At 62.3% G+C, this 22,865-nt stretch carries 18 protein-coding genes; 3 read left to right on the top strand and 15 right to left on the bottom strand.

Annotated features, from left to right (window positions below; translation table 11 throughout):
* Window positions 1–107: 107 nt before the first annotated feature.
* The 15 genes from JZ00_RS08465 to tssA all read right to left on the bottom strand — a co-directional run bounded on the left by JZ00_RS08465 (window position 108) and on the right by tssA (window position 19,071).
* Window positions 108–470, bottom strand: coding sequence for a DUF6124 family protein (locus JZ00_RS08465; RefSeq protein WP_039593601.1), 363 nt, complete (start codon window positions 468–470; stop codon window positions 108–110).
* Window positions 471–951: 481 nt separating this feature from the next.
* On the bottom strand, window positions 952–1,230 hold the full coding sequence (locus JZ00_RS08460) for an antitoxin Xre/MbcA/ParS toxin-binding domain-containing protein (protein WP_039593602.1): 279 nt from the start codon (window positions 1,228–1,230) through the stop codon (window positions 952–954).
* A gap of 1 nt (window position 1,231) precedes the next feature.
* A complete protein-coding gene (locus JZ00_RS08455) occupies window positions 1,232–5,677 on the bottom strand; it encodes an RHS repeat-associated core domain-containing protein (RefSeq protein WP_039593603.1) in 4,446 nt (1,481 codons plus the stop codon).
* Window positions 5,678–5,689: 12 nt separating this feature from the next.
* The gene (locus JZ00_RS08450; RefSeq protein ID WP_039593604.1) at window positions 5,690–6,124 is read right to left on the bottom strand and encodes a DcrB-related protein; all 435 of its coding nucleotides are present in this window, start codon (window positions 6,122–6,124) and stop codon (window positions 5,690–5,692) included.
* A gap of 18 nt (window positions 6,125–6,142) precedes the next feature.
* Window positions 6,143–8,074: a type VI secretion system Vgr family protein gene (locus JZ00_RS08445; protein ID WP_039593605.1), complete on the bottom strand. Its 1,932-nt coding sequence runs from the start codon at window positions 8,072–8,074 to the stop codon at window positions 6,143–6,145.
* A gap of 156 nt (window positions 8,075–8,230) precedes the next feature.
* Complete coding sequence (gene tssH, locus JZ00_RS08440; protein WP_039593606.1) at window positions 8,231–10,909, bottom strand: type VI secretion system ATPase TssH; 2,679 nt, start codon at window positions 10,907–10,909, stop codon at window positions 8,231–8,233.
* Complete coding sequence (gene tssG / locus JZ00_RS08435; RefSeq protein ID WP_039593607.1) at window positions 10,902–11,954, bottom strand: type VI secretion system baseplate subunit TssG; 1,053 nt, start codon at window positions 11,952–11,954, stop codon at window positions 10,902–10,904. The genes tssH and tssG overlap by 8 nt, the downstream gene beginning before the upstream one ends.
* Window positions 11,918–13,777, bottom strand: coding sequence for a type VI secretion system baseplate subunit TssF (tssF, locus tag JZ00_RS08430; protein WP_039593608.1), 1,860 nt, complete (start codon window positions 13,775–13,777; stop codon window positions 11,918–11,920). Before tssF ends, tssG begins: the two co-directional genes overlap by 37 nt.
* Window positions 13,774–14,286, bottom strand: a complete 513-nt coding sequence (gene tssE, locus JZ00_RS08425; RefSeq protein WP_039593609.1) for a type VI secretion system baseplate subunit TssE — start codon at window positions 14,284–14,286, stop codon at window positions 13,774–13,776. Before tssE ends, tssF begins: the two co-directional genes overlap by 4 nt.
* Window positions 14,280–14,672, bottom strand: coding sequence for a hypothetical protein (locus JZ00_RS08420; protein ID WP_230633494.1), 393 nt, complete (start codon window positions 14,670–14,672; stop codon window positions 14,280–14,282). Before JZ00_RS08420 ends, tssE begins: the two co-directional genes overlap by 7 nt.
* A gap of 32 nt (window positions 14,673–14,704) precedes the next feature.
* The gene (locus JZ00_RS08415; RefSeq protein ID WP_039593611.1) at window positions 14,705–15,157 is read right to left on the bottom strand and encodes a type VI secretion system amidase effector protein Tae4; all 453 of its coding nucleotides are present in this window, start codon (window positions 15,155–15,157) and stop codon (window positions 14,705–14,707) included.
* An 81-nt stretch (window positions 15,158–15,238) separates the two neighbouring features.
* Window positions 15,239–15,727 carry an Hcp family type VI secretion system effector gene (locus JZ00_RS08410; protein ID WP_030138239.1) on the bottom strand — a complete coding sequence of 163 codons (489 nt, stop codon included), beginning with the start codon at window positions 15,725–15,727 and terminating at the stop codon, window positions 15,239–15,241.
* 209 nt (window positions 15,728–15,936) lie between these two features.
* A complete protein-coding gene (gene tssC / locus JZ00_RS08405; protein ID WP_030138240.1) occupies window positions 15,937–17,433 on the bottom strand; it encodes a type VI secretion system contractile sheath large subunit in 1,497 nt (498 codons plus the stop codon).
* A gap of 12 nt (window positions 17,434–17,445) precedes the next feature.
* Complete coding sequence (gene tssB / locus JZ00_RS08400; RefSeq protein WP_025216163.1) at window positions 17,446–17,961, bottom strand: type VI secretion system contractile sheath small subunit; 516 nt, start codon at window positions 17,959–17,961, stop codon at window positions 17,446–17,448.
* An 81-nt stretch (window positions 17,962–18,042) separates the two neighbouring features.
* Window positions 18,043–19,071, bottom strand: a complete 1,029-nt coding sequence (gene tssA / locus JZ00_RS08395; protein WP_039593612.1) for a type VI secretion system protein TssA — start codon at window positions 19,069–19,071, stop codon at window positions 18,043–18,045.
* A 406-nt stretch (window positions 19,072–19,477) separates the two neighbouring features.
* Between tssA and tagH the strand changes: the two genes are divergently transcribed.
* The 3 genes from tagH to tssK all read left to right on the top strand — a co-directional run bounded on the left by tagH (window position 19,478) and on the right by tssK (window position 22,864).
* The gene (gene tagH, locus JZ00_RS08390; RefSeq protein WP_039593613.1) at window positions 19,478–20,938 is read left to right on the top strand and encodes a type VI secretion system-associated FHA domain protein TagH; all 1,461 of its coding nucleotides are present in this window, start codon (window positions 19,478–19,480) and stop codon (window positions 20,936–20,938) included.
* A 69-nt stretch (window positions 20,939–21,007) separates the two neighbouring features.
* Window positions 21,008–21,514 carry a type VI secretion system lipoprotein TssJ gene (gene tssJ, locus JZ00_RS08385; RefSeq protein WP_039593614.1) on the top strand — a complete coding sequence of 169 codons (507 nt, stop codon included), beginning with the start codon at window positions 21,008–21,010 and terminating at the stop codon, window positions 21,512–21,514.
* Between the two features lie 15 nt (window positions 21,515–21,529).
* Complete coding sequence (tssK, locus tag JZ00_RS08380; protein ID WP_039593615.1) at window positions 21,530–22,864, top strand: type VI secretion system baseplate subunit TssK; 1,335 nt, start codon at window positions 21,530–21,532, stop codon at window positions 22,862–22,864.
* Window position 22,865 lies beyond the last annotated feature (1 nt).

The raw sequence follows: 22,865 nt of genomic DNA, 5'->3' as shown, positions 1-22,865 counted from the left end.
GTATGCCTTTTTTTGTGGCTGTTAGATAGCAACCATCTGTTAATCCACCGCAAGCCCCTGTGGCGAGGGGATAAATCCGCTCGCCACAGGCGCTTGCGGTGCGGCGGCTATCGGGGATCGACGTTATCCAACACGCGATTCGCCAGCAACGAACCCAGCTCGATCAATTGCTGGATCCCAAGCAGCACGTGACGGTTGGAGCCTTCCATATCGAACGCCAGTTCATTGACCATCGCATCGGCTGAGGCCAGGGTTTCGCTGAGGTTGGCCAACAGGCATTCGTTGTCGAGGTCTTTTACTACGGTGAATAGCTGGCCGGGCTTTATGGTTTCTTTAGGTCTTGTTGGTTTGGGCTTCAGATAAAAGTCCAGTGCGCGGGTAGTGGCTTCTTCGAGTTGCTTGGCGTTGAGGCCGTCCAGATAAGGAGAGTTGGGGTCTGCTTCTGGAGGGTTTGGCGTTATCTTGAACATAAGCTGGAATCCTCAAATTAGGCCGCGACCCTGTCCCTACTAAAAGAAGGGTGGCGGCTGTACGCAGGTTAGTAGACCGGGGATTCCAGCATTGCCGGCGCGCCGAAGCGCCCTGCGCACAGTCACCATCAAGGACAGGAATTGAGATACCTGCCTGAGTTGAGGACTCATGCATCTTGCGGGAAAACCTCGGGCTACTAAACCCGACCACTGATGAGCAGTGGCAGGCAAACGATAGAACCCGGGAGCAAGGCGCACAAGCCGGCGGATTCTGGCGTAGTTGTAGGCAAAGGCGCAAGGATGTGTGGCTTGGTGGAAAGCTAAGGGACAGCGAATAAACACACCCTCGGATTCACCCGAAAACCCGTGGCGAGGGAGCTTGCTCCCGCTCGGTTGTGCAGCAACCGCAATCGGTTGATGCGATATTTCTGTAGGAAAACGTGCCTTTCAGGGGCTTCCGCCGAGTTCTCCTACCGCTCGACTACGGCATGCTCATCAGCGCCATTCTCAGGCGCTTGATCAGTTTCGGCGACTTGAGGCAATCGGCCGGGCGTTTGTCGCCCAGGGCAGGCACGGACCGTTCCAGCCACTGCAGCGCTCTCTCGCGTCCCATTTTTCCGCAGAGCACAACGGCCATGTCCAGATGGTCATCCATGGCCTTGGCCAGGGCTCGGGCGTCATCGTTGAGGTAATCCTCTTCGTACACTTGCACGAAGCTTTGCCAACCGGCATCACCGACGTATTCGTCTTCCAAGCCCATACTAAAAACCTTCGAAGGAGATCAAGTTGCTGCCTGTCGGGTTTCGGGCCGACGGCGCCAGGATCCCATCATAGCCGTTGGCCTTGGCCCAGGCGCCGATCTGATGAGTCTGGGTGTATTTGTTGCCGGTGATGCTTTTGAGCGATACGCCCAATTGCTTGCGCACATCGGCCCGGGTCAGGTCCAGGACGTTATTGAGTTGCACTTTTTTGCTAACCAGCACCCGCGTGGACAGGTCCACGCCCCAGTGATTCACCTCGCCCATGGCGGTCTTGCGCGAGTTGGCGCCATAGACACCGCCCAGTCCAGGGGCGGTATAGCGGTGCCGGGCGGCAACGTTCCACTTGTGTGCCGTCCAAGTCGTGCTGATCCGTCCAGGCTCTTCAAAGCGATAGACCGTTCGGTTGACCTTGCGACCCTTGGGCGGCGTGGAGCATTTCATCAACCCTGAGGGGTCGATCCAGCTCACCGGATTCGGCGCGTACTGGTAGAGATTCAGCCCACCGGCCAGGCCGATGGGGTCCGGTGTGGTGAAGCGCCCGATGTCCGGGTCGTAGTAGCGCAGTGTGTTGTAGTGCAGCCCGGTTTCACGGTCCAGGTATTGGCCCTGGAAACGCAGGTTCTGTTCTTCGATGTAATACGGTTCGCGAAGCTCTTCGGCCGTGCTCCCCCATACATGGTAGCGGGCGCGCCAGAGTGTATGGCCGTCGGCTTCGCAAAGCTGTTCGGGCAGGCCATTGAAGTCGTTGTGGTAATAACGGACTTTCTGTTGCTCGCCCAGGCCGTCGACTCGCGCCAGGGGTTCGTGGCTGTCGTCGGCGTAGATGTAGAGGCTGGTCTGGCCGTCGCTGTGCTCCTGCAACAGTTGCAGCGCATCCCAGGTGAAACGGGTTCGGCCGAGCAAGGTGCCGTGGCGGTCGTAGTGGGCTTTTTCGATACGTCGACCCAACGGGTCATAGGTCATCTTCACGACCGAGCCGTTATCGTTGCGAACCTCCACCAGGCGCTGTTCGGCGTCGTAGCGAAAACGCTGGACGCCGCGCCGGGCACCGCGCTTTTCGACCATGCGACCGAAACCGTCGTAGCGGTAGCGCTTGTCCTGGTAGGTCAGCAAGCGGTTATGTGCGACTCGACCCGTGCCGGACGACAGCCCGTCAAGCAAGTTGGCGGACGGATCGTAAGCGAAGCCTTCGCGCTGGCCCTGGAGGTTGTCCTGGCTAGCAAGAATGCGACCCGTGGCGTCGTAGTGCAGCAAGTGGCGATGGGCGCCATCGGGTTGGCTGTCGAAGCGTTCGACCAATTGGTCGCTGGCGTCAAAGCCAAACAGTGACCGCACCATCGCTGGCAACAAAGTGGATTGATCCTGCTGCCGACGTTGGCGAGCCCGCAGGCGGCCGCTGCGGTCATATTCGCTACGGGTGCTGAGGCGGCCTTGGGTGCGTAGCACTTCGCGATGCAGGCGGTCGCGTTCAAAATCACTGATGACCTGGCCATCGAGGTTGATCTGGTGCAGGTGGCCGCTGCCGTAGTGCAGGCGGTTCAGCCAGCGACCGTCGGGGAGCAACGTCTGGGTCAGATTGCCCAATTCGTCATAGCGATGTTCGAGGCGCCCGGCCCAGCTCTGCTCGACGATCAATTGCCCCAGTGCGTCGTAACCGAAGCCGATCTTCTGCTGTTCACCGGTGTTGCTGGTGAACGCGACGGCGTTGACCTGGTCGAGGGCGTCGTAGCTGTACTCGGTGCGTCCGTCTTCGGTGACCTTCGCTGTCAGGCGTCCCACTGCATCGCGTTGCAGTTCATGGATGACTGGAGCCTGCGGCGACAGGTCCAGGTCGGTGCTGCCGGGCACCGCAACGGCTTCCACCCGGGTCACATTGTCCAGTGGATCGTAGGCGTAGCGCTTGAGGCTGCCGTCCAGGCTGTGTTCGACGGCCAGGCGATCGGCGGCGTCCCAGGCAAACCGGTAGCTCTCGCCATTTTCGTTGGTCAGCGCCAGCAGCCGCCCGTAGTTGTCGTAGCTCAGTTCCACCCGGCGGCCGTGGGCGTCGGTGCGTACCTGCAGCTGCCCGCTCAAGGTATGTTGGAAACGGGTGGTGTGCCCGGCCGGGTCGCTGTAGCCAATCACTTGCCCGCTCGCATCGCGCTGATATTGCTCGATGCGTCCGTCCGGCAATTGCTTGCTCAGTAGCCTTCCCTGATCGTCGTAGCTGAACAGCGTCCGCTCTCCCAGCGCGTCGGTGCTGCTGAGCAACAAACCTCGCTCGCAATAACTCAAGCGAGTGGTATAGCCGGAGCAATCGGTGTGTTCACTGAGTTGGCCCAGGGGCGTCCAGCGCAATGTCTTGCGTTTGCCGGCGGCGTCGATGATTTCCACCACCTGGCCGTGGGCGTCGTGACGATAGCGCGTGACGTGGCCCAGCGGGTCGGTTTCACGGATCCGGTTGCCGCGTGAATCATAGCGATACTGCCAGGTGTTGCCTGCCGCGTCGGTTTCAGCCAGCGGCAGGGCCCAATGCTCGAGCCACACGGTCGATTCGATGCGCCCCAGTGGGTCGCGGGTTTCACAGAGGTTGCCGGCGTCGTCATAGCTGAACTGATGCTGGCCGCCGTTGGGGGCGGTCGCTGTCAGTAGCTGGCTTTCGTCGTTCCACTGGAAGGCCCAGGTGCGGCCCAGCGCGTCGGTGGCTTCGGTGATCTGATAGCGGGCATCCCAGCGCCGGGTGCTGATACGATTCAAACCGTCGGTGATGCGCGTGGTTCCGGCAGCCAAGTCATAGTCGAACGTGTAGATGTCGCCTGCGTCCGTCCAGTGGCGCACGACCCGCCACTCCAGGTTTTCAACCCGGCCCCATTCATAGAAACAACGAAGTCCGGTGGGCAGTTGGTGTTCCACCATCCTGCGTCCGGCATCGTAGGCGTAGCGGCGCTTCACCTGGCCGTTGGACTGACGGACCAAGGCGAGATCACCTTGGGCGTCGTAGCCGTAGTGCATCAATACTTCGCGGCGCTCATCGGCATAAAGCCGGTCTATGCGTTCGACCCGCTGCGGCCAGCGAGCGTCGTAGGCCAGCGCGATGCCGGTGAGGTCGAAGGTATCGCGCAGTCGTACCAGGCGTCCGGAGTCGTCGTAGTCCAGGTGGATGCGGTTGTCGTTGCGGTCGCCGAGTTGGTCCAGGCGCAGCAACGTTGCAGTGCCCGGTGCGGGTTCGAAGAGCCGGTAGAGCCCGTCCGCGCTTTCGATCAGCAATTGGCCGTTGGCATGCCGCCGTACGCTCAGGCCTTCTCCAGCACTGAATACAGCGCCGCCCAAGGGAATCGACCCCATGTCGATACGCCGGCCCTGTTCATCGGTGTAGACCAGCGTTTCGCCGCCCTCGGCATGAGGCAGGATCTCGACGCGTACCTCATAGGGCACGCTCCAGCCCGCTCCAAACAGCCCGTCATGGCGTTCGTCACGGCTGTTGTAGAAGCGTTGCCAGTCAATCGGCAGGATGCCGGGCAGGATGAAGTCCATCTCCTCGACATCGCCCAGGACCTTGGCTCCGGTGGCGGCGTGTACCGGGTTCGACGAGCCCATGGCGGCATTGGCCGCTGCGCCCATCGCGCTGCTGACCGCCATCGACGCCGCGCCGCCCACCAGCATGCACGGCAGGTTGCTGAGGAATTTGCCTTTGCCGCCCTTGAGCATCAGCAACGCCGTGACCGCCAGGCCTACGCCTGGGGTCTTGCCGCTGCGGATCTCGCGCACCACCACCGAGCCACCGCCAATGGTCACGTCGGGTGAAATCAGCCCGGAGGACACCACGGTGGCATCGCAGGTGCTGCGGTCACCACTGCGCACGGCGGGCTGGCCGTTGATGGTGACTTTGTCCGAGCCTTCTGCCAGGAATTGCGGCGGCATCGGCGGATGCTTCATGCAGGTGATCATGTCCAGCGGCTTGGGCACGGCACCGGGCGCGGGCACGGCGACGGTGGGACGCCACATTTGCGAGAAGAAATTCTCGGCCATGTCCAGGTAGCTGGGTTCGGCTTCGGGTGCCTCAAGTTCGGTGCCGGCCGGCGCGACATGGGACTCGATCGCCCCGGCGGCGCGGGCGGCAGGGATGTTGTTGGTCAGGGTGTTGGTGGAGCCGGTGAGGATGTTGGCTTGCACCGTGGGCGGGAAAAGAGCATTGCCGATGCCCTCGCATATATTGCTCAACCCCTTGTCAGCCCCGGTCTTGCTCATGGCCAGGCCGACCACGGCGCCCACCACCGCGCCGAGCAGGAAGCAACCCAAGCCGCCGGTGGCAACGGTAATGCCCGTGGCCGCCACCACGGCAGCCGTCGCCACCGCGGTGATCGCAATGTTCGCGGCCACTTCCAGGACTCCGCCGAGGATATCGGCCATCATCGAGGTGTGGTTCAGCGCGTCGCCTAGCCGGGCGGCCCAGAGTGCATCAGACATGCAATGTGCTCATCAAGCCGGGACGTCGAATACCAGCGAGCCCTTGATCGTCGCCCAATGCGCCGCTTCGGCATCGCCCAGTTTCTCGGCTTTGACGTAACTCAGGGCAAGCATCTTGCGCGTGCCCGGCAACACCAGCGCCAGTTGATACTGGAAGACTTTTTCGTTGCCCTTGTTGAACTGGCTGCGCAGCTCGATGGCTTCGACTTCCTGGTTGGCGCCCACCCGCAGTGTGGCGCCCGGTTGGCAGCGCAGGTCCTGGACTTGTTTGTCCAGGCGCTTGAGCTGGTCGTCGAGGTTGCTCTGCAGGGTTTCGCCCTCGGCCAGCAGGCTGCGGCTGACGATCAGGGAGGTGCCCAGCTCAGGGAACTTGAGGATGTTGATCGTCGCGTCCAGCAACTCGCTTGGCGGCAGCTGGAGCTGGAATTCATTGAGGCGGTAAGTCATGGCGCATAAATCTCGAAATTAGCCCTTGGGGAACGCGGCGCTGATGTTGGCGTCGATACTGGCCTTGACGCCCTGGCCGTCCGGCGTGGCACCGGGGCCGCCGCCATTGTTCAGGTGCAGCACGCCGCCGGTGTTGAACTCGGCGTCGCCGCTGGCATAGAAGCTGATCTGCACGCCGGTCAGGTTGATCTGGCCGCTGGCGTTGAGCTCCAGGATGCTCTCGCCGCATACAAGACGCAGGTTCTCGCCCACTTCGATGACGTAGCTCTGGCTGATGCTGTCGGTCTTGCGCTGGCCCACCGAGAGGATGTCTTCCTGCTTGACAATGCGCAGGCGGTTGTTGCCGATGGTCACGGTTTCGTTGTGGCCGATGCTTTTGTTGCGGTCATGGCCCACCGAATGGCTCTCGTCCACCTCGACCACGATGTCCTGGTTGCGCTCGGCATGGATGTATAACTGCTCGGCGCCCTTTTTGTCTTCCATGCGGATTTCGTTGAAGTTCGCCGGCGTGCCGCCCTTGCTTGAACGGCTTTTCATGCCGCTCTGGGTAGCGTTCTCGGGCAAATCGTAGGGCACGGTCTGTTCGGCGTTGTACACGCGACCGGTGATGATCGGCCTATCGGGATCACCTTCAAGGAAGCTGACAATCACTTCCTGGCCGATGCGCGGGATCTGCATCGAGCCCCAATTCTTGCCGGCCCAGGATTGCGACACCCGAATCCAGCACGAACTGTTTTCGTTGGATTGGTCGTGACGGTCCCAATAGAAATGCACCTTTACCCGGCCGAACTGGTCGGTCCAGATTTCCTCGCCTTTAGGACCCACCACCAACGCCGTCTGTGGACCTTTGACGATAGGCCGGTGGGTGATCGCCATCGGACGAAAGCTCTGCTGGGCGTCGATGCAGGTCAGGCTGCTTTCGAATTGCGCCGAAGGCGCGCCGACGCCGCTCTCGCCGCTTTCCTGGGACAGGTAATAGCGCGCGCCGACAATCAGGTATTCGCGGTTCTGGTCCTGGCGCGTGAAGCCGGTGAGGCTGAACAGATGCCCCGAACCCAGGCCCCGGGCGTTGCCTGCCAGCTCGACTTGTTCATGCAGGGTCTGCAAGGCTTCGATGCGGGTGCGGGCGTAGTGTTCGCCGTCTTCGCTTTGCACGTAGGTGCCAGGGTAGTCGAACAGCGGATAGTCACCCGCCGTGTGTGGGCGGGGCATGGCCGAGCGCACGTCGATGCGCGCACTGGGGCGTTGGAAATCATAGTCGTTAAGTTCCAGCGAACCCGGCTGGACTTCCTGCGCCAGGTGCCAGTCGTGGATGTGGTCCCGTTCGCGCTGCTGCTCGTTCTTCGGGTAATAAGGCACCGATCCGTAGCCGGGCGCGGTGGTGTGGGCGCCATAGGCGTCGGCCAGCACCAGCACATGGCGACCCTGTTCGTGACGGAAGAAGTAATAGATGCCTTCCTGCTCCATCAAGCGGCTGACGAAATCGAAACTGGTCTCGCGATACTGGACGCAGTATTCCCACTCGCGATACGGGCGGCTGAGAGCATCTTCGAAATCGGAAAAACCCAGGTCGCGGAACACCTGCTTGATGATCTGCGGGATGGTCAGGTTCTGGAAAATCCGGCAATCAGAGGTGCGCGTCAGCAGCCACAGCCAGGGCCGCAGCGTGGCCTGGTAACTGGCGAACTGGCCCTGGTCGACGTTCTGGCTGAAGCGCGCCACGATGCCATGAAAATGTCGCTCGCCACCGCCGTCCAGCTGAACGCTCACGCACATCGGCTTGCCGAGTACCTGGTTGAGGTCAATGGCGTTGTCCAGCGAGTGCAGCTGCAATTCATAGTTGAACAGCCGCCCCAACTCTTCGCCGCCGCCCATGTCCTTGAGCAATAGCACCTCGGGACCCAGTGGGCTGGTGATCTTGGCCAGGCGTGAGGCTTGGTTGAATAGCATCGAATGTCCCGTGCAAATGGTAGTAACTGAAGGAACCGAATACCCACTGTGGGAGCGGGCTTGCTCGCGAAGGCGTTGTGTCAGTCAACATCAATGGCACTGACAGATTGCTTTCGCGAACAAGCCCGCTCCCACATTTGCTCCAGTTCTATCAGGTCAGGCTGCGTCGCTGAAATCGTACTTCAGTTCGTTGTCCACGGCACTGATCCGCACACCGGCCAGGGCCTTGCCTTCGAGCATGCGAGTCAGGAACTCGCGGCTCATGTCCGGCAACAGGCTGTTGGTCAGGATGGTGTCGATCATGCGCCCGCCGCTTTCGGTTTCGGTGCAACGCGAGACGATCAAATCGATCACCGCGTCGTCGTAGTCGAAGGCCACTTTGTGGGTGCTCTCCACGCGCTTCTTGATGCGGTTGAGTTGCAGGCGGGTGATGGCCTTGAGCATCTCGTCGCTGAGCGGGTAGTACGGGATCGTCACCAGGCGGCCGAGCAAGGCCGGCGGGAAAATTTCCAGCAGCGGTTGGCGCAACGCCTTGGCGATTTCTTCCGGCTCGGGCACGTTCTGCGGGTCTTTGCAGACCTGGGCGATCAACTCGGTGCCGGCGTTGGTGGTCAGCAGGATCAAGGTGTTCTTGAAGTCGATCACCCGGCCTTCGCCGTCCTCCATCACGCCTTTGTCGAAGACTTGGAAGAAGATTTCATGCACGTCCGGGTGGGCTTTTTCCACCTCGTCCAGCAGCACCACGCTGTATGGTTTGCGTCGCACGGCTTCGGTCAGCACACCGCCTTCGCCGTAGCCGATGTAGCCCGGTGGCGCTCCCTTGAGTGTGGACACCGTGTGGGCTTCCTGGAACTCGCTCATGTTGATGGTGATGACGTTCTGCTCGCCGCCGTACATGGCTTCGGCCAGGGCCAGGGCGGTTTCGGTCTTGCCCACGCCGGAGGTGCCGGCAAGCATGAACACGCCAATCGGCTTGCTCGGGTTGTCGAGGCCGGCGCGGGAGGTCTGGATGCGCTTGGCGATCATCTGTAAGGCATGGTCCTGGCCGATGATGCGTTTTTTCAGATGCTGGTCGAGGTTGAGCACGGTTTCCAGTTCGTTGCGGGCCATGCGCCCCACCGGGATACCGGTCCAGTCGGCGACCACCGAGGCCACGGCCTGGTAATCCACGGTCGGCAGGATCAGCGGGGTTTCACCTTGCAGGGCGGTCAGGCGTTGTTGCAAGTCCACCAGTTTCTCGCGCAGTTGGTGACTGGTTTCGCTGCCGTCCTCGCTGTCCACCACGCCGACGCGTTCGCGCAGGGTGGCGCGGGTTTCCAGCAATTCGTCCACGAGGGTTTTTTCTTCGGCCCAGCGGCTTTCCAGTTCGGCCAGGCGTTCGCGCTCAGCGCTCAGCAGGCTTTCGCTGTGGGTCTGGCGAGTGCCGATGACCACGCCAATCGCGTGCTCACGGGCGATGATTTGCAGTTCGGTCTCCAGCGCTTCGATGCGCCGACGGCTGTCGTCCACTTCGGCCGGCACAGCGTGCAGGCTGATGGCGACACGGGCGCAGGCGGTGTCCAGCAGGCTCACGGACTTGTCCGGCAACTGGCGCGCGGGAATGTAGCGGTGGGACAGCTTGACCGAGGCTTCCAGGGCTTCGTCGAGGATCTGCACCTGGTGGTGTTTTTCCATGGTCGAGGCCACGCCGCGCATCATCAGCAGGGCCTTGTCTTCCGACGGCTCGGCCACTTGCACCACTTGGAAGCGACGGGTCAGGGCCGGGTCTTTTTCGATGTGCTTCTTGTACTCGGCCCAGGTCGTGGCGGCCACGGTGCGCAAGGTGCCGCGAGCCAGCGCCGGCTTGAGCAGGTTGGCGGCGTCGCCCGTGCCGGCGGCGCCACCGGCACCCACCAGGGTGTGGGCTTCGTCGATGAACAGGATGATCGGCTTGGGCGAGGCCTGGACGTCTTCGATGACCTGGCGCAGGCGTTGTTCGAATTCGCCTTTCATGCTCGCGCCGGCCTGCAACAGGCCCACATCGAGGCTGCGCAGTTCTACGTCCTTGAGGGATGGCGGCACGTCACCGGCGACGATGCGCAGGGCAAAGCCCTCGACCACGGCGGTCTTGCCCACGCCGGCTTCGCCGGTGAGGATCGGGTTGTTCTGCCGGCGGCGCATGAGGATGTCCACCAGTTGGCGGATCTCTTCGTCACGGCCGACGATGGGGTCGAGCTTGCCGCTGCGGGCCTGCTCGGTGAGGTCGACGGTAAAACGCTTGAGGGCTTCCTGCTTGCCCATGGCGGCTGGAGCCATGGCGCCGCTGGCTTCACCCGGCACGGCACCGGCGTTGAAACCGTCGCTGGCGGTCAGGGCGTTTTCCGGCGAGTCGCCGACGTATTCGTCAAAGCGCTCGCTCAGGGCTTCGACCTTGACCTTGTCGAACTCCGACGACAGGCCCAGCAGCGCGTGGCGCAGGCTTGGCGTCTTGAGGATGCCCAGCACCAGGTAACCGGTGCGCACCTGGCTTTCGCCGAACATCAGGCTGCCATAGACCCAGCCGCGTTCCACGGCCTCTTCGACATGGGAGGACAGGTCGGTGATCGACGTCGAACCCCGTGGCAAACGATCCAGTGCCTCGGTCAGGTCACGGGCCAGGCGCGCCGGCTCGATGTTGAACTGGCGGATGATGCGGTGCAGGTCCGAGTCCTGCAGTTGCAGCAACTGATGAAACCAGTGGGCCAGTTCCACATATGGGTTACCGCGCAACTTGCAGAACACGGTGGCGGCTTCGATGGCTTTGTAGGCCACGCTGTTGAGTTTGCCGAACAACGCGGCGCGACTGATTTCACCCATGCTCATGGCTCCTTGAGGTCTGTGAGGTGTTGGCCTGTTCGGCGTAATGCCTGGCCAGTATTAAATCGTTGGCATCTGTTTCAGGACGTCCCAGCCAGGTATTGAAGCCCAGGCGGAAACGGCCATTGAGTTGTAGTGCGGGCACTTCGGGCTGTTCCAGGACCAGGTTCAGGTCCCAGTCCAGCTCGTGGCCCAGGTATTCGGCGACCCAGGCCACCAGCTCATTGAACGGTTGGCTGCCGGGCAGCATGCCCATGTAGTCGACGAGCTTGAGCGGTCCCAGGCGAATGCGGAATTTGTGCTGGCGATCCCACACGAAGCGACCCAGGCAGAAGTCCACGCCCAGCTGGTTGGCACTGACACCGACGCGGCTGCGCTCCGGCAGTTCCAGCCATTGGCCGACGTACTCTTCGATCTCCACCGGCAGGCCGAAATACTCGCTGAGGATCGCCTTCAAGCCGTCCGGGTAGCGGGTTTGCGCCGAGAGGTGGCCGCTGTAGTGCAGCTTCGCCGTGTCGGGGATCAGCCCTTGGTTGAGCAAGCTCGGCATGCCCCGGCCGCTGAGGGCCGCCAGGCGTGCGGACCAATAATCATCGTCCGGGCGGTCGTGGCTGACGGTCGGCCGCGCTTCGGCCCAGGCCCGGTAGAACAGGCTGAGCAGACGATGGTGGAACACATCGAGGAAGCGCTTGCTGGTGCTGTCGCCATTGTTGCGCTGACGTTCGCGCACGTATTCGGTGATGTGCAGCGGCATCGGGCCGTTGGGGCCGCCGAGGCCGAAGAAGAACTGTTCCATGCGCGCCGGCGCGCCATCGACACCCGGTTGCACCGAGGCGAGGGTGGCGGGGGCGAAGGTGCACTCGGCCTGTTGTCCAAGGCGCAACGGGTCATCGGCCAGGCGCAGGGAATGGCCCAGGCGCGGCAGCTCGGGTGTTTCGCATTCGATGCGCCGCAACGCCTGGAAGAAGTCGTATTCCCAGGGTTCCTGGTGCATCGCTTCCAGGGTACTCACAGGGTCGGACGACGTCCGGGCTTGGCTTTCCATCGCATGATCTCGCCGCGTTCGGTGGTACGGATCACCGTCTCGGTAAAACTGTTGATCGACACGTAGCGTGCCAGGAAGCGCTCGAACACCGCGCCGAGCAGGAACACCCCGGTGCCGCGAAACGCGTTTTCATCGAATTCCAAGGTAATTTCCAGGCCACGTCCAAAGACGATCGGGCCGGGCATCGGCAGGCGCCGGGTACAGGGCTTGCTGCTGACCTCGCGCAGGCCTTCGATCTGCAATTGCAGCGCCGCGTCGTTGCTGTCGCCGTACAGGCGCAGCAGTTCACGCAGGGCGGCGGCGCCTTGGCCTTGTTCGCTCAACGACAGGTAGTTCAGCGACAACTGGCTGATCAATCGCCAGGCCTTGGCGTCGTGGGCGTGGCTGGCCCGCGGGCGACTTGGCCCGGCCACGCAGCGCACCGCACCCACCGGCGCGCTGTCGGCGAGGGTGAAGTCGGTCTTGCCGTTGCCGACGCTCATGAACAGCGGCAGGTCGCGGTTGGTGCACAGCGCGGTCACGCCCAGTTGGCGCAAGTCGTGGCGGTAGGGCGCTTGTTGGCTGTCTACCAGGCTGACGAAGGTCTCGCTGCCGACATAGGTCGAGCGCGGGCCGTTGCGACGCTGGTCGCTGGACAGCACCCGCGGTTCGCGCCGTACGGTGTAATAGGCTTTGTCGCGGCCATAGCGGGACGGATCGCGCACCGCATAGAACGGCAGGAACGGTTGCTCCGGCCCGGTGCCGTGGCCGGTCAGCCCCGTCAGCGAATGCACTTCGAAATCCATCGGCCGGGTGCGGTCGGCAATCACGTGGTGTTCGTTGACCCGGTCCGACAAATGAATGCGGTCCAGGCGCTTGGGGAACAAGTTGATCGCCGGGGTGCAGAACGGCAGGAACTGCGAGGCGCCGACGCTGCCTTCCAGGCTCGGATCGTGGCGGTCGAACAGCACGATCAACTCCAGTTCCTGGCCATCGCAGCGCTTGACTGCGCGACTCAACTGGGTGAAGTCGACAAACAGGAAACGGTGGGGCAGGGCGAAGTATTCCTGCAACAGGCGATAGCCTTGGAAGGCCCGCGACACCACTGGCAGCGCGGCCTCGGCATCATCGAAACCCTGGGAGCGCAACGCATCCTGAGGCAGCCGTTCAACCCAATTGCCGCCGGGCTGGCGAGCAAACACCGCGCAGGCGTTGCCCAGCAGTTGCTCGTAAAGACGGAAGGGTTGCTCGTCGGCACCGCTGAGGTACAACGGCAGATTGTCCAGCGCCAGGCTGTTGAACGGCAGTTCGGCGCCGGTGCGCAGGGTCAGGCGCAGGCCGGCCTTGGCTTTCGGTTCGCTGGCGGCCAGGCGCCCGAGCACAGCGGACGGGTTGCCGAAATATTCGGCCTGGCTGACCTGCAACGGCCACAACGTCACCGCGTGGGCGGTGCGGTACTCGCAGCAGGTCTGGGATTCGCGACCCAGGGCGGCGCGCAGGACGGTATCGCGCGGCAGCGGGAAACCACTGCTCAGGGAGCCTTCGTCCGGGTCGGCCTGCATCTGCACCACCGTCATCGACGGCGTCGGCGCCAGGTAATGCGGGTAGGCGATTTCCAGCAGGTTGTGGGTGAAGGTCGGGTATTCGGCGTCGAGCTTGAGTTGCACCCGCGCCGTCAAATAGGCGAAGCCTTCGAGCAGGCGCTCGACATACGGGTCGGCGCAGTCCATGCCGGCCAAGGTCAGCCGACTGGCGATCTTCGGATATTCCTTGGCAAACTCCGCCGCGCTTTCGCGCACGTGGTGCAGTTCCTGGTTGTACAGCTCCAGCAGGCGCGGGTTCATGGGCGTCTCCGCTGGTCAGCGTTGACCACGCGCACGTGGCCGGTTTCCAGGTCCAGGTCGGTTTGCAGCATCAGGCGCAGCGGCACCGGCTGGGCCCAGAGGTCGCCTTCGATCTCGAAGCTCAGGGCGTTGTGGTTCATTTCGGCCGTCGCCCGGGCCCGCACGCGCAAGGTGTGGCGCAGGATGCGCGGCTCGAAGGTGGCAATGGCCTGGTGGATCAAGGTTTCCAGGGCCGAGACATCGACGTTCGACGCGCTGTTGCCGGCCAGTGCCGGCAGCCCGAAATTCACCACCGAGGTGCCCGCCGGCGTGTGCAGCGTGGCATCGGCGTCGAGCAACGACGTGGTGTTGAGCAGCCACGCCAGGTCACGCAGCACCGAGGCTTTCAATTGGGTCAGGGAGAGCACGCGCTTGTCGGCGCTTTCCTTGGGGTTGGTCGGATCGTCGTCGGTCAGCCGGTCCAGCAGGGACGGTTGCAGGCGATCGCGGGTGGCGATTTCGGTTACCACGTGAAAGGCGCTACATACATTTTTTGGTCGCCGCCGGAGCCGCAAGCCGCATAGACGCTGACCGTTCCCGCCTCGAAACCTGTCGGCATCTGACGAATAGCCTGCATTTTGCTCAGGCAATCGCGGCTGGGGGCCGGCATGTGTTCACTGCGCCAGACCGCCAATATCGGAATGTCATTGAACATTTCGACGCGCAGCTTCTGCTGTTTATCCAGGCTGAAGCCGCACGGCCATTCCATGTCCAGCTTCATGCGGCTCTGGTCGGGTTTGACTAATGTGCATTGACCTTGGTCGTCAACCAGGCTGAGCGGCTGACCCACGAAAACAGCCTGGGTCGTCGGCGTATCGGCATGCTCGGCGCATGCGCTCAGGCTGACCAGGCTCATCGCCAGGCCTGCGGCGAGCAGGGGCTTTTTCATTACGCGAGCTCCCAGAACCAGACGGCTTTGGATCTGTAGAAAAGATCGTTGGTCTGGGTCAGGCCACGGTTCCATAAATCGATATGGTCACCGGTACGACCTTCTGCAGACTCCCCAGATTGCTGGAAGCAGTCCTTGAAGAAAATCAGTCCGGTTTTTCCCATCAATTTGCGGCGTTCCTCGGCACTGTTGCCAAGGATGGTTGGCCGTCCGAGATGATGTTTCCACAACCAATTGGCCAGCGATTCGGCCCCCCTGGCGTGTTCATGCGCACACTTGGGTTCGGTGTAGGTGGATTTGTTGACCTTGATGGTCTTCTCCGCATTGAGCGTCAGGCTCATGCGTATGGCGCATTGGTTTGCCCAGGGGCCTTCACAAGGTTTTGCGTCGGGGTGGGCCACCAGCAGATCGGAATACGCTTTCCACAAATTGACAAACGAAGGCTTGGCCATGACTCAGATACCACGTGGGAAAGAATTGGATTCGAGCAAGCACCAAACACCCCCGGCGCGTGGCACCGGGGGCGTGTTCGATTACACCTTGACGTTCTGACGGATGTTCCAGCCGAACTTGACCGGGCCGCCTTCCTTGGTGCCGTCGGCTTTCTGCGGCTGGTAGTCGACCAGCACCTTGGCGAAGTTCAGGGTGATGTTTTCGGTCAGGCGATCATCGCTGCCCGAGCCACCGGTGCTCAGGGAAGTGATCAGCACTTCTTCCAGGTTGATGATCATGTACTCGACCTGGCTTTCACCGCCGGCCTTGCGCACGGTCAGCTTGACCTTGTCGACGTGCTTGCCGCTGGCGCAGTGCATCATCAGGTTCGGCGAAGCCTTGTCGACGTACTTGGTCAGCGACAGGTCCTGGATGTTGACCTTGCCCGCGCCACCACCGCTGCCGACATGCATGTTGCCGGACTGGGACATGCCCCAGCTCCAGTTCAGGACGTCGATCTCGTCCTTGTGGGCCTTGTCCATGGACTCGCCCTTGATGTCGCCGATCTTGATGAAAATATCAACAGCCATGTTTTCTCCCTGTGTGGTCTCTACCACATTGTTTGGTTGACGCTGACCTTGCGAAATTACTTTGAACGTCAGTCAAGACACCGAACCTGTGGGAGCGGACTTGCTCGCCAATGCGGTGCGTCATCCAGCATCGACGCCGACTGACCCGACGCATTGGCGAGCAAGCCCGCTCCTGCACAGGAGCGAGCCTTTTCCAACAAATCCTCTATTTACGCGCCCTTGGCCGACGGCAGTTTCGATACCAGGCGCAGCGACACGGTCAGCCCTTCGAGCTGATAGTGCGGGCGCAGGTAGAACTTGGAGTTGTAGTACCCCGGGTTGCCTTCGACTTCTTCGACGATCACTTCGGCGGCAGCCAATGGATGCTGGGCCTTGGTGGTCTCGGTGGAGTGCGCCGGGTCACCGTCGACGTAGTTGAGGATCCAGTCCTGCAACCAGCGCTGCATCTCGTCCTTCTCTTTGAAGGAGCCGATCTTGTCGCGCACGATGCACTTCAGGTAATGGGCGAAACGGCAGGTGGCGAACAGGTACGGCAGGCGCGCGGCCAGGTTGGCGTTGGCGGTGGCGTCCGGGTCGTCGTATTCGGCCGGTTTCTGCAGCGACTGGGCGCCGATGAACGCGGCGAAGTCGGTGTTTTTCTTGTGCAGCAGCGGCATGAAACCGTTCTTCGCCAGTTCCGCTTCACGGCGGTCCGAAATAGCGATCTCGGTCGGGCACTTCATGTCCACGCCGCCGTCGTCGGTCGGGAAGGTGTGGGCCGGCAGGTTTTCCACTTCGCCGCCCGACTCCACGCCACGGATGCGCGAGCACCAGCCGAAGTGTTTGAAGGAACGGTTGATGTTCACCGCCATCGCGTAGGCAGCGTTGGCCCAGGTGTACTTGGAGCTGTCGGCGCCGTCGGTGTTCTCTTCGAAGGCGAAGGCTTCCACCGGGTCGGTCTTGGCGCCATACGGCAGGCGCGCCAGGAAGCGCGGCATGGTCAGGCCGATGTAGCGCGAGTCTTCCGATTCACGCAGCGAACGCCAGCCGGCGTATTCCGGGGTGGTGAAGATCTTGGTCAGGTCGCGCGGGTTCGACAGTTCCTGCCAGGAGCCCATGCCCATCACGGTCGGCGAAGCCGCGGCGATGAACGGCGCGTGCATCGCGGCGCAGACTTTCGACAGTTCGCCCAGCAGTTCCACGTCCGGTGGCGACTGGTCGAAATAGTAGTCGCCCACCAGGCAGCCGTAAGGCTCGCCACCGAACTGGCCGTATTCTTCTTCGTACATCTTCTTGAAGATCGGGCTCTGGTCCCACGCGGTGCCCTTGAATTTCTTCAGGGTCTTGTGCAGGTCAGGCTTGGAGATGTTGAGCACGCGGATCTTGAGCTGCTCGTCGGTCTCGGTGTTGTTGACCAGGTAGTGCAGGCCACGCCAGGCGCTTTCCAACTGCTGGAAGTCCGGGTGGTGGATGACCTGGTTGACCTGGGCGGTGAGCTTGGCGTCGATGGCGGCGATGATCGACTCGATCGACTTGATGGCGTCGTTGGACACCAGGTCGGTCTGCGCCAGGGCCTGCTCGGCCAGGGTGCGCACGGCGGTCTCGACGGCTTCGCGGGCGCGTTCGGTCTTGGGTTTGAATTCTTGCAGCAGCAGCGAGGCGAACTCGCTGGTTTCTTCGGTGGCGCCCAGGTTCTGGGGCTGATTGTCGCGTACCAAATCGTTCATGATCGTTAGTCCTTAAGCCTTGGGCTCTGCGTCGGCGGGCTTCGGCGCGCTCGCCAGGGCCTGCAACAGCGCTGGGTCCTTGATCGCCTTCATGATGATTTCCTCGGCGCCAGTCTTGCCGTCCATGTAGGTCAGCAGGTTGGCCAACTGAGTGCGCGCCTCGAGCAACTTGTTCAGCGAATCGACCTTGCGAGCCACGGCCGCTGGGCTGAAGTCGTCCATGCTTTCGAAGGTCAGGTCCAGGCTCAGGTTGCCTTCGCCGGTCAGTTCGTTAGGCACATGGAACGCCACGCGCGGCTGCATGGCCTTGAGGCGCGAGTCGAAGTTGTCGACGTCGATCTCGAGGAACTTGCGATCGGCCACCGGTGCCAGAGGCTCGGCGGGCTTGCCGGCGAGGTCGGCCATGACGCCCATGACGAAGGGCAACTGGACCTTTTTCTCGGCGCCGTAGAGCTCGACGTCGTACTCGATCTGCACTCGAGGCGCGCGGTTGCGCGCGATGAATTTCTGAGAACTTTGCTTCGCCACGTTGCTGCTCCTGGTCGCTTGAGCGACGGTGTTGGCGTCATCGGGGGTACCTATGACGTGACTGCGTGATCCGCTCGCTTTTTATTCGCTTTCCGGGCCGCGCAGGTTTTCAAATTGACTCATGCCGTCGGGAATCAGATTGCGCACGATCGCCGCGAAATCGGCATGCACCAGATTCTTCGCCCGATTCAACAGCACCGGCAGCGGGCTGGAGGGCTCGTGGCGGGTGTAGTACGCCAGGATCCGGTCCAGGCTGCGCAGCACATCGTCACGGTTGTTGATTTCCCCTGGGACGGTACTGTTGCGCGGCGCGCTCGGTACGCTGGCGTTTTCAACCGGCGCGGTGTGGTCGGGTTCGACGGGATCGGCAAGGTCGCTGTCGCCGCTCTGCGGGGCGAACTGACCGAGAATCTGCAGGGCCATTTTCAGCGGCTGTTTCAACGGGCCGAGGTCCACGCCCTGGGCGGAACCGACCTGGTCGCTGACTTGCTGTTCGATGGCTTCGGCGGCGCTGCGGGCTTCCAGCAGGGCGGCGCGGATGGTTTCCAACTGCTCGGGATCGCTGTCGAGCAGGGCGCCGGCGAGTTGTTCGGCGCCGAGGTTTTCATCGGGAAAACTTTGCAAGCCGCTGGCATTGGCGGCGGCGCGCAGGCTGACGGCGCCGAACGTCCGGGAGCGGGCCAGGATGCTCTCGCGCAGCAGGCGAATGGTGACGTCCGAGGTCAGGCCGGCGAGGGCATTGATCCGCACGGTGGGGTCGTTGTCGTCATCGGCGTCCAGGCGTGGGTGCAGCTCTGCCCAGTATTGCTTGAGCAGTTCGCTGATCAGCGTCAGTACGCGGGCGAGGCCGGGAATGCCTTCCAGGGCCAGGGAACTTTGCAGCAGGAAATGGGTGATGCGCAGGTCTTTGCTGCGTTGCAGCAGGTCCAGGCTTTGCTGCTGGATGCTGCGCCACTCGGGAGGCTCGGCAGGCAGGATCGAATCGCCCATGCTGCGTTCGGGCTGGCCTCGGGAATCGCGTTCCAGGCGCAAGAAATCCGCGTCATATTCCAGGTCTTCACCGCAAGGCGAATTCGCGGAAACGGCGGCGAGCAACAAAGGCACATCCACTTGGATCGATCTCCCTATCACCCGCTGAAGAAGTCGGGCAGTGCACACGCAAGTTTCGGATGAAACTTCACATGTTCCTTGACGATAATGGCGCTATAGATGCGAGATGATCTTAAAGTGCCATCATGTATATTCAAGAAGTTGTGCATTTTTGGTGTAGTACTTATCCGTTGTCAAGGTAAGCTATTTCGCCGATGTGACAGTTGTGAGGTGCTTAACAACCCGCGCGACCCATAGGTCGGAGTACGCACTGAAGCAGGTTTTTTTGTCACGCAGGCCGGTTAAGATCAGCCATTGTGCTGGCAAAAAGCCGTTCCCCGTCGCTAGCAAGGTTTTTGCTACGCAAGGGCCGGGGTCCAGGTCTCATGTATCGTCGGCGACAAGAAGTATTCAGCAAGGAGGCGAGATGCCGCTGTGTTTGACTATCACTAGTTATCACAAGATTACTCCCGGACAGTGTTCTGAAAAGACCTTGGGCCAGGGAGTGATGGCAATTGGCCGTAGTTCCGATAATGATTGGGTATTGCCGGATCCGGAGCGTTTGGTCTCGGGCAAACATTGCATCATCCAATACAAGGACGGGCGTTATTATTTGACCGATAACAGCACTAATGGTGTGGAATTGGTCAAGGCCGGTATTCGTTTGCGCAAAGGCAATAGCGAGCCGTTGCAGGACGGCGAAGTGATCCGCATTGGTGACTACGAGATCCAGGCCAGGGTGGACTTCGACTTGCCGATGACCGACAGCAATCCGTTCGCCGAAGCACCGAGCAGCTTCGAAGCCTTGATGGGGCGCCAGAGTGCCCCGGTGAATACGCCTTCGCCAATGCCCATGAGCACGCCGGCGCATTTCCAGGGCGTATCGTCGATGGATACCCTGCCGGACCTGTTCGATTTCCTCACCCCGACCAGCGTCCCGCCGGCCACCCAGCCGGATCATGTGCCGGCCGAGCAACACGACTTCCGTCCGCCGACGCCGATTCCGCGCCCGAGCCCGCCGCCTGTAGTTGAGCCAGTGTTCGAGCCGGTGGCGGTGACATCGGCCCCGGTCATCCCGGAAGACTGGGATTTGTTCAGTGACAAGCCTGCGCCGGTGGCATCGATTCCTGTCGCGCCGCTGTCTGAACCGGTTTGCGTGCCGCCGCTGCCCGTGCTTGAGCCTGTACCTGCTCCGCCCATCCCGATGGTTGAGGTCGTCGCGCCGATTGAATCCGCGCCACCGCCAGAAGCGCCGGTCAGCCGTGTCGAGCCTACGCCCACCCCGGTGCAGAGTTCTCAACCCGACCTGCTCCAAGCCTTCCTGCGCGGCGCCGGGCTGGATCAACTGCGCCTGGACAAGGCCAACGCCGAAGCCCAGATGGAAAGCATCGGGCGCAGCTATCGGTTGATGGTCGAAGGCCTGATCGATGTGCTGCGCGCCCGCAGCAGCCTCAAGGGTGAGTTCCGCATCCAGCAGACAATGATCCAGCCGGTGGAAAACAACCCGCTGAAGTTCGCCCCCAATGTCGACGAAGCGCTGCTGTTGCTGCTGCGCCATGGCAACCAGGCGTTCATGGCGCCGGACGCGGCGGTGCGCGACAGTTTCGATGACTTGCGTGCCCACCAGTTGGCGGTCATGGCCGGCGTGGAAGCGGCGATCAAACATTTGCTGGCGCGTTTTGAGCCGGCGCAACTGGAAGAGCGCATGGGCAAGCCTGGCGGGCTGTCAGGCATTTTCAGCGGCTCGCGACAGGCCCAGTACTGGCAGCAATTCACCGAGCTCTATAGCAACATTTCCCGGGAAGCCCAGGAGGATTTCCAGGACCTGTTCGGTCGTGAGTTCAGCCGCGCCTACGAAGAACACAGCACACGACAGCGACGCCGTTGAGCGCCGCCGCCTTATAACAAGACTGATCAAGACAACAACGGATAGCTCAAACGTCATTGAGGACGCAGGATGATTCCCAGGTTTTTACTCGCAGTTGCCACCGCGCTTCTGCTGACGGCGTGCGCCAAGGATGCGGCCAACCCCCAGCCCGAAGAAGCTGAGGCCGACACCGCCGCCATCGAACTGCATTTCCATGCCATCGCTGGTCTCAACCCCGGCGCCACCGGCCAGCCGGCCCCGGTCCGGGTGCGCATTTTCGAATTGAAAAATGCCGCGACGTTTGGCCGTTCCGATTATTTCGCCTTGGCCGAGCGGGCCCAGGCAACCCTCGGTGCCGACCTGATCGACCAGGACGAGGTGCTGATCCAACCCGGCCAGCAATCGAGCCTGCAACGCGACCTCGACCCGGCCACCCGTCATATCGGAATCCTGGTGGGCTATCGCGAACTGGACCAATCGCTGTGGCGCACGGTCATGAATGTCCCGCCGCGCCAATACACCGAATACCAGATCAGCCTCGATGTGCGCGCCGTGCGCAGCGCCGTCGTCGTTGCCCCATCCAGCCCTGCCCAATAAGCAATCGGAGCCCCCATGTCCTGGAACAATCGCGTGGTCTGGTCGGAAGGCATGTTCATTGGAACGCAGCACTTCCAACAGCACGACCGTTACCTGGAAAACCTCATCGACGCACGCAGCCGCCCCTTGTCGGCCGGCGCCTGGGGTTTTTCCGAATTGCTGATCGACCAGGGCCTGCTGGCCCAGGGCAAGCTGGCGATCATCTCGGCGCGGGGCCTGCTGCCGGACGGCACGCCGTTCAATATTCCCCAGGACGACGTGGCGCCGACGCCGCTGAACGTCGATGACAACCAGCGCGACGGCGTGGTGTATCTGGCCTTGCCGCTCAAGCGCGCCGGTTCCCGCGACACCGTGGACGAAGGCGAAGACCTCGGTGCCGCGCGTTATGTCAGCCAGGTGTGCGAAGTGCGCGACGACAACGCGCCGTTCGAAAACCGCGCGCCGGTGGCCCTCGGTTCCCGGGCGTTGCGCTTGCTGACTGAACAGGACGGCATCGGCGACTACGCCGCGATTGGCGTAGTGCGCATCAAGGAGAAACGCGCCGACCGGGCGCTGGTGCTCGATGATGCCTACATCCCGCCGTTGCTGGATGTCAGCGCCTCCAAGCCGCTGGCGGCGTTCCGCAGCGAACTGCTGGGCCTGCTGCATCAACGCGGCGAAGCCCTGGCCGGGCGGGTGGTGGCGTCCGGTGCCGGTGGCGCCTCGGAAATTGCCGACTTCATGCTGTTGCAGCTGGTCAACCGCGCCCAGCCGCTGATCCAGCACCTGAGCCAGTTGAGCCCGCTGCATCCCGAGCGTTTCTACAGCGAGCTGGTGAGCCTGGCCGGCGAGTTCTCGACGTTCACCGCCTCCGGACGACGGCCGCAGCAATACCCGCCTTATCAACACGACGACCTGGCGCTCAGCTACGCGCCGGTGATGCAGGCCCTGCGCGAGGCCCTGTCGATGCTGATCGACAGCAAGGCGACGCCGATCCCGATTGTCGAGAAAGCCTACGGCATCCACGTGGCGATGCTCGCCGACAAGACCCTGCTCGACAGCGCCAGCTTCATCCTGGTGGTGCGCGCCGACGTGCCCGCCGAAACCCTGCGCGGCCGCTTCGGCCAGCAGAGCAAGGTCGGTTCGGTGGAACACATCCGCGACCTGGTCAACCTGCAGCTGCCGGGCATCGGCCTGCTGCCGCTGCCGGTGGCGCCGCGCCAGTTGCCGTACCACGCCGGCTCCACCTATTACGAATTGGACCGGGGCAGCGACCACTGGCAGCAACTCAGCAACTCCGGTGGCTTTGCGTTCCATATCGCCGGTCAGTTCCCAGGGCTGAACCTGGCGTTCTGGGCGATCCGAGGATAAA

The organism is Pseudomonas frederiksbergensis, from assembly GCF_000802155.2.
Classification (GTDB): domain Bacteria; phylum Pseudomonadota; class Gammaproteobacteria; order Pseudomonadales; family Pseudomonadaceae; genus Aquipseudomonas; species Aquipseudomonas frederiksbergensis_A.
Note: the sequence above shows the minus strand (reverse complement) of the source record. Positions and strands in the feature narration are given on the sequence as shown.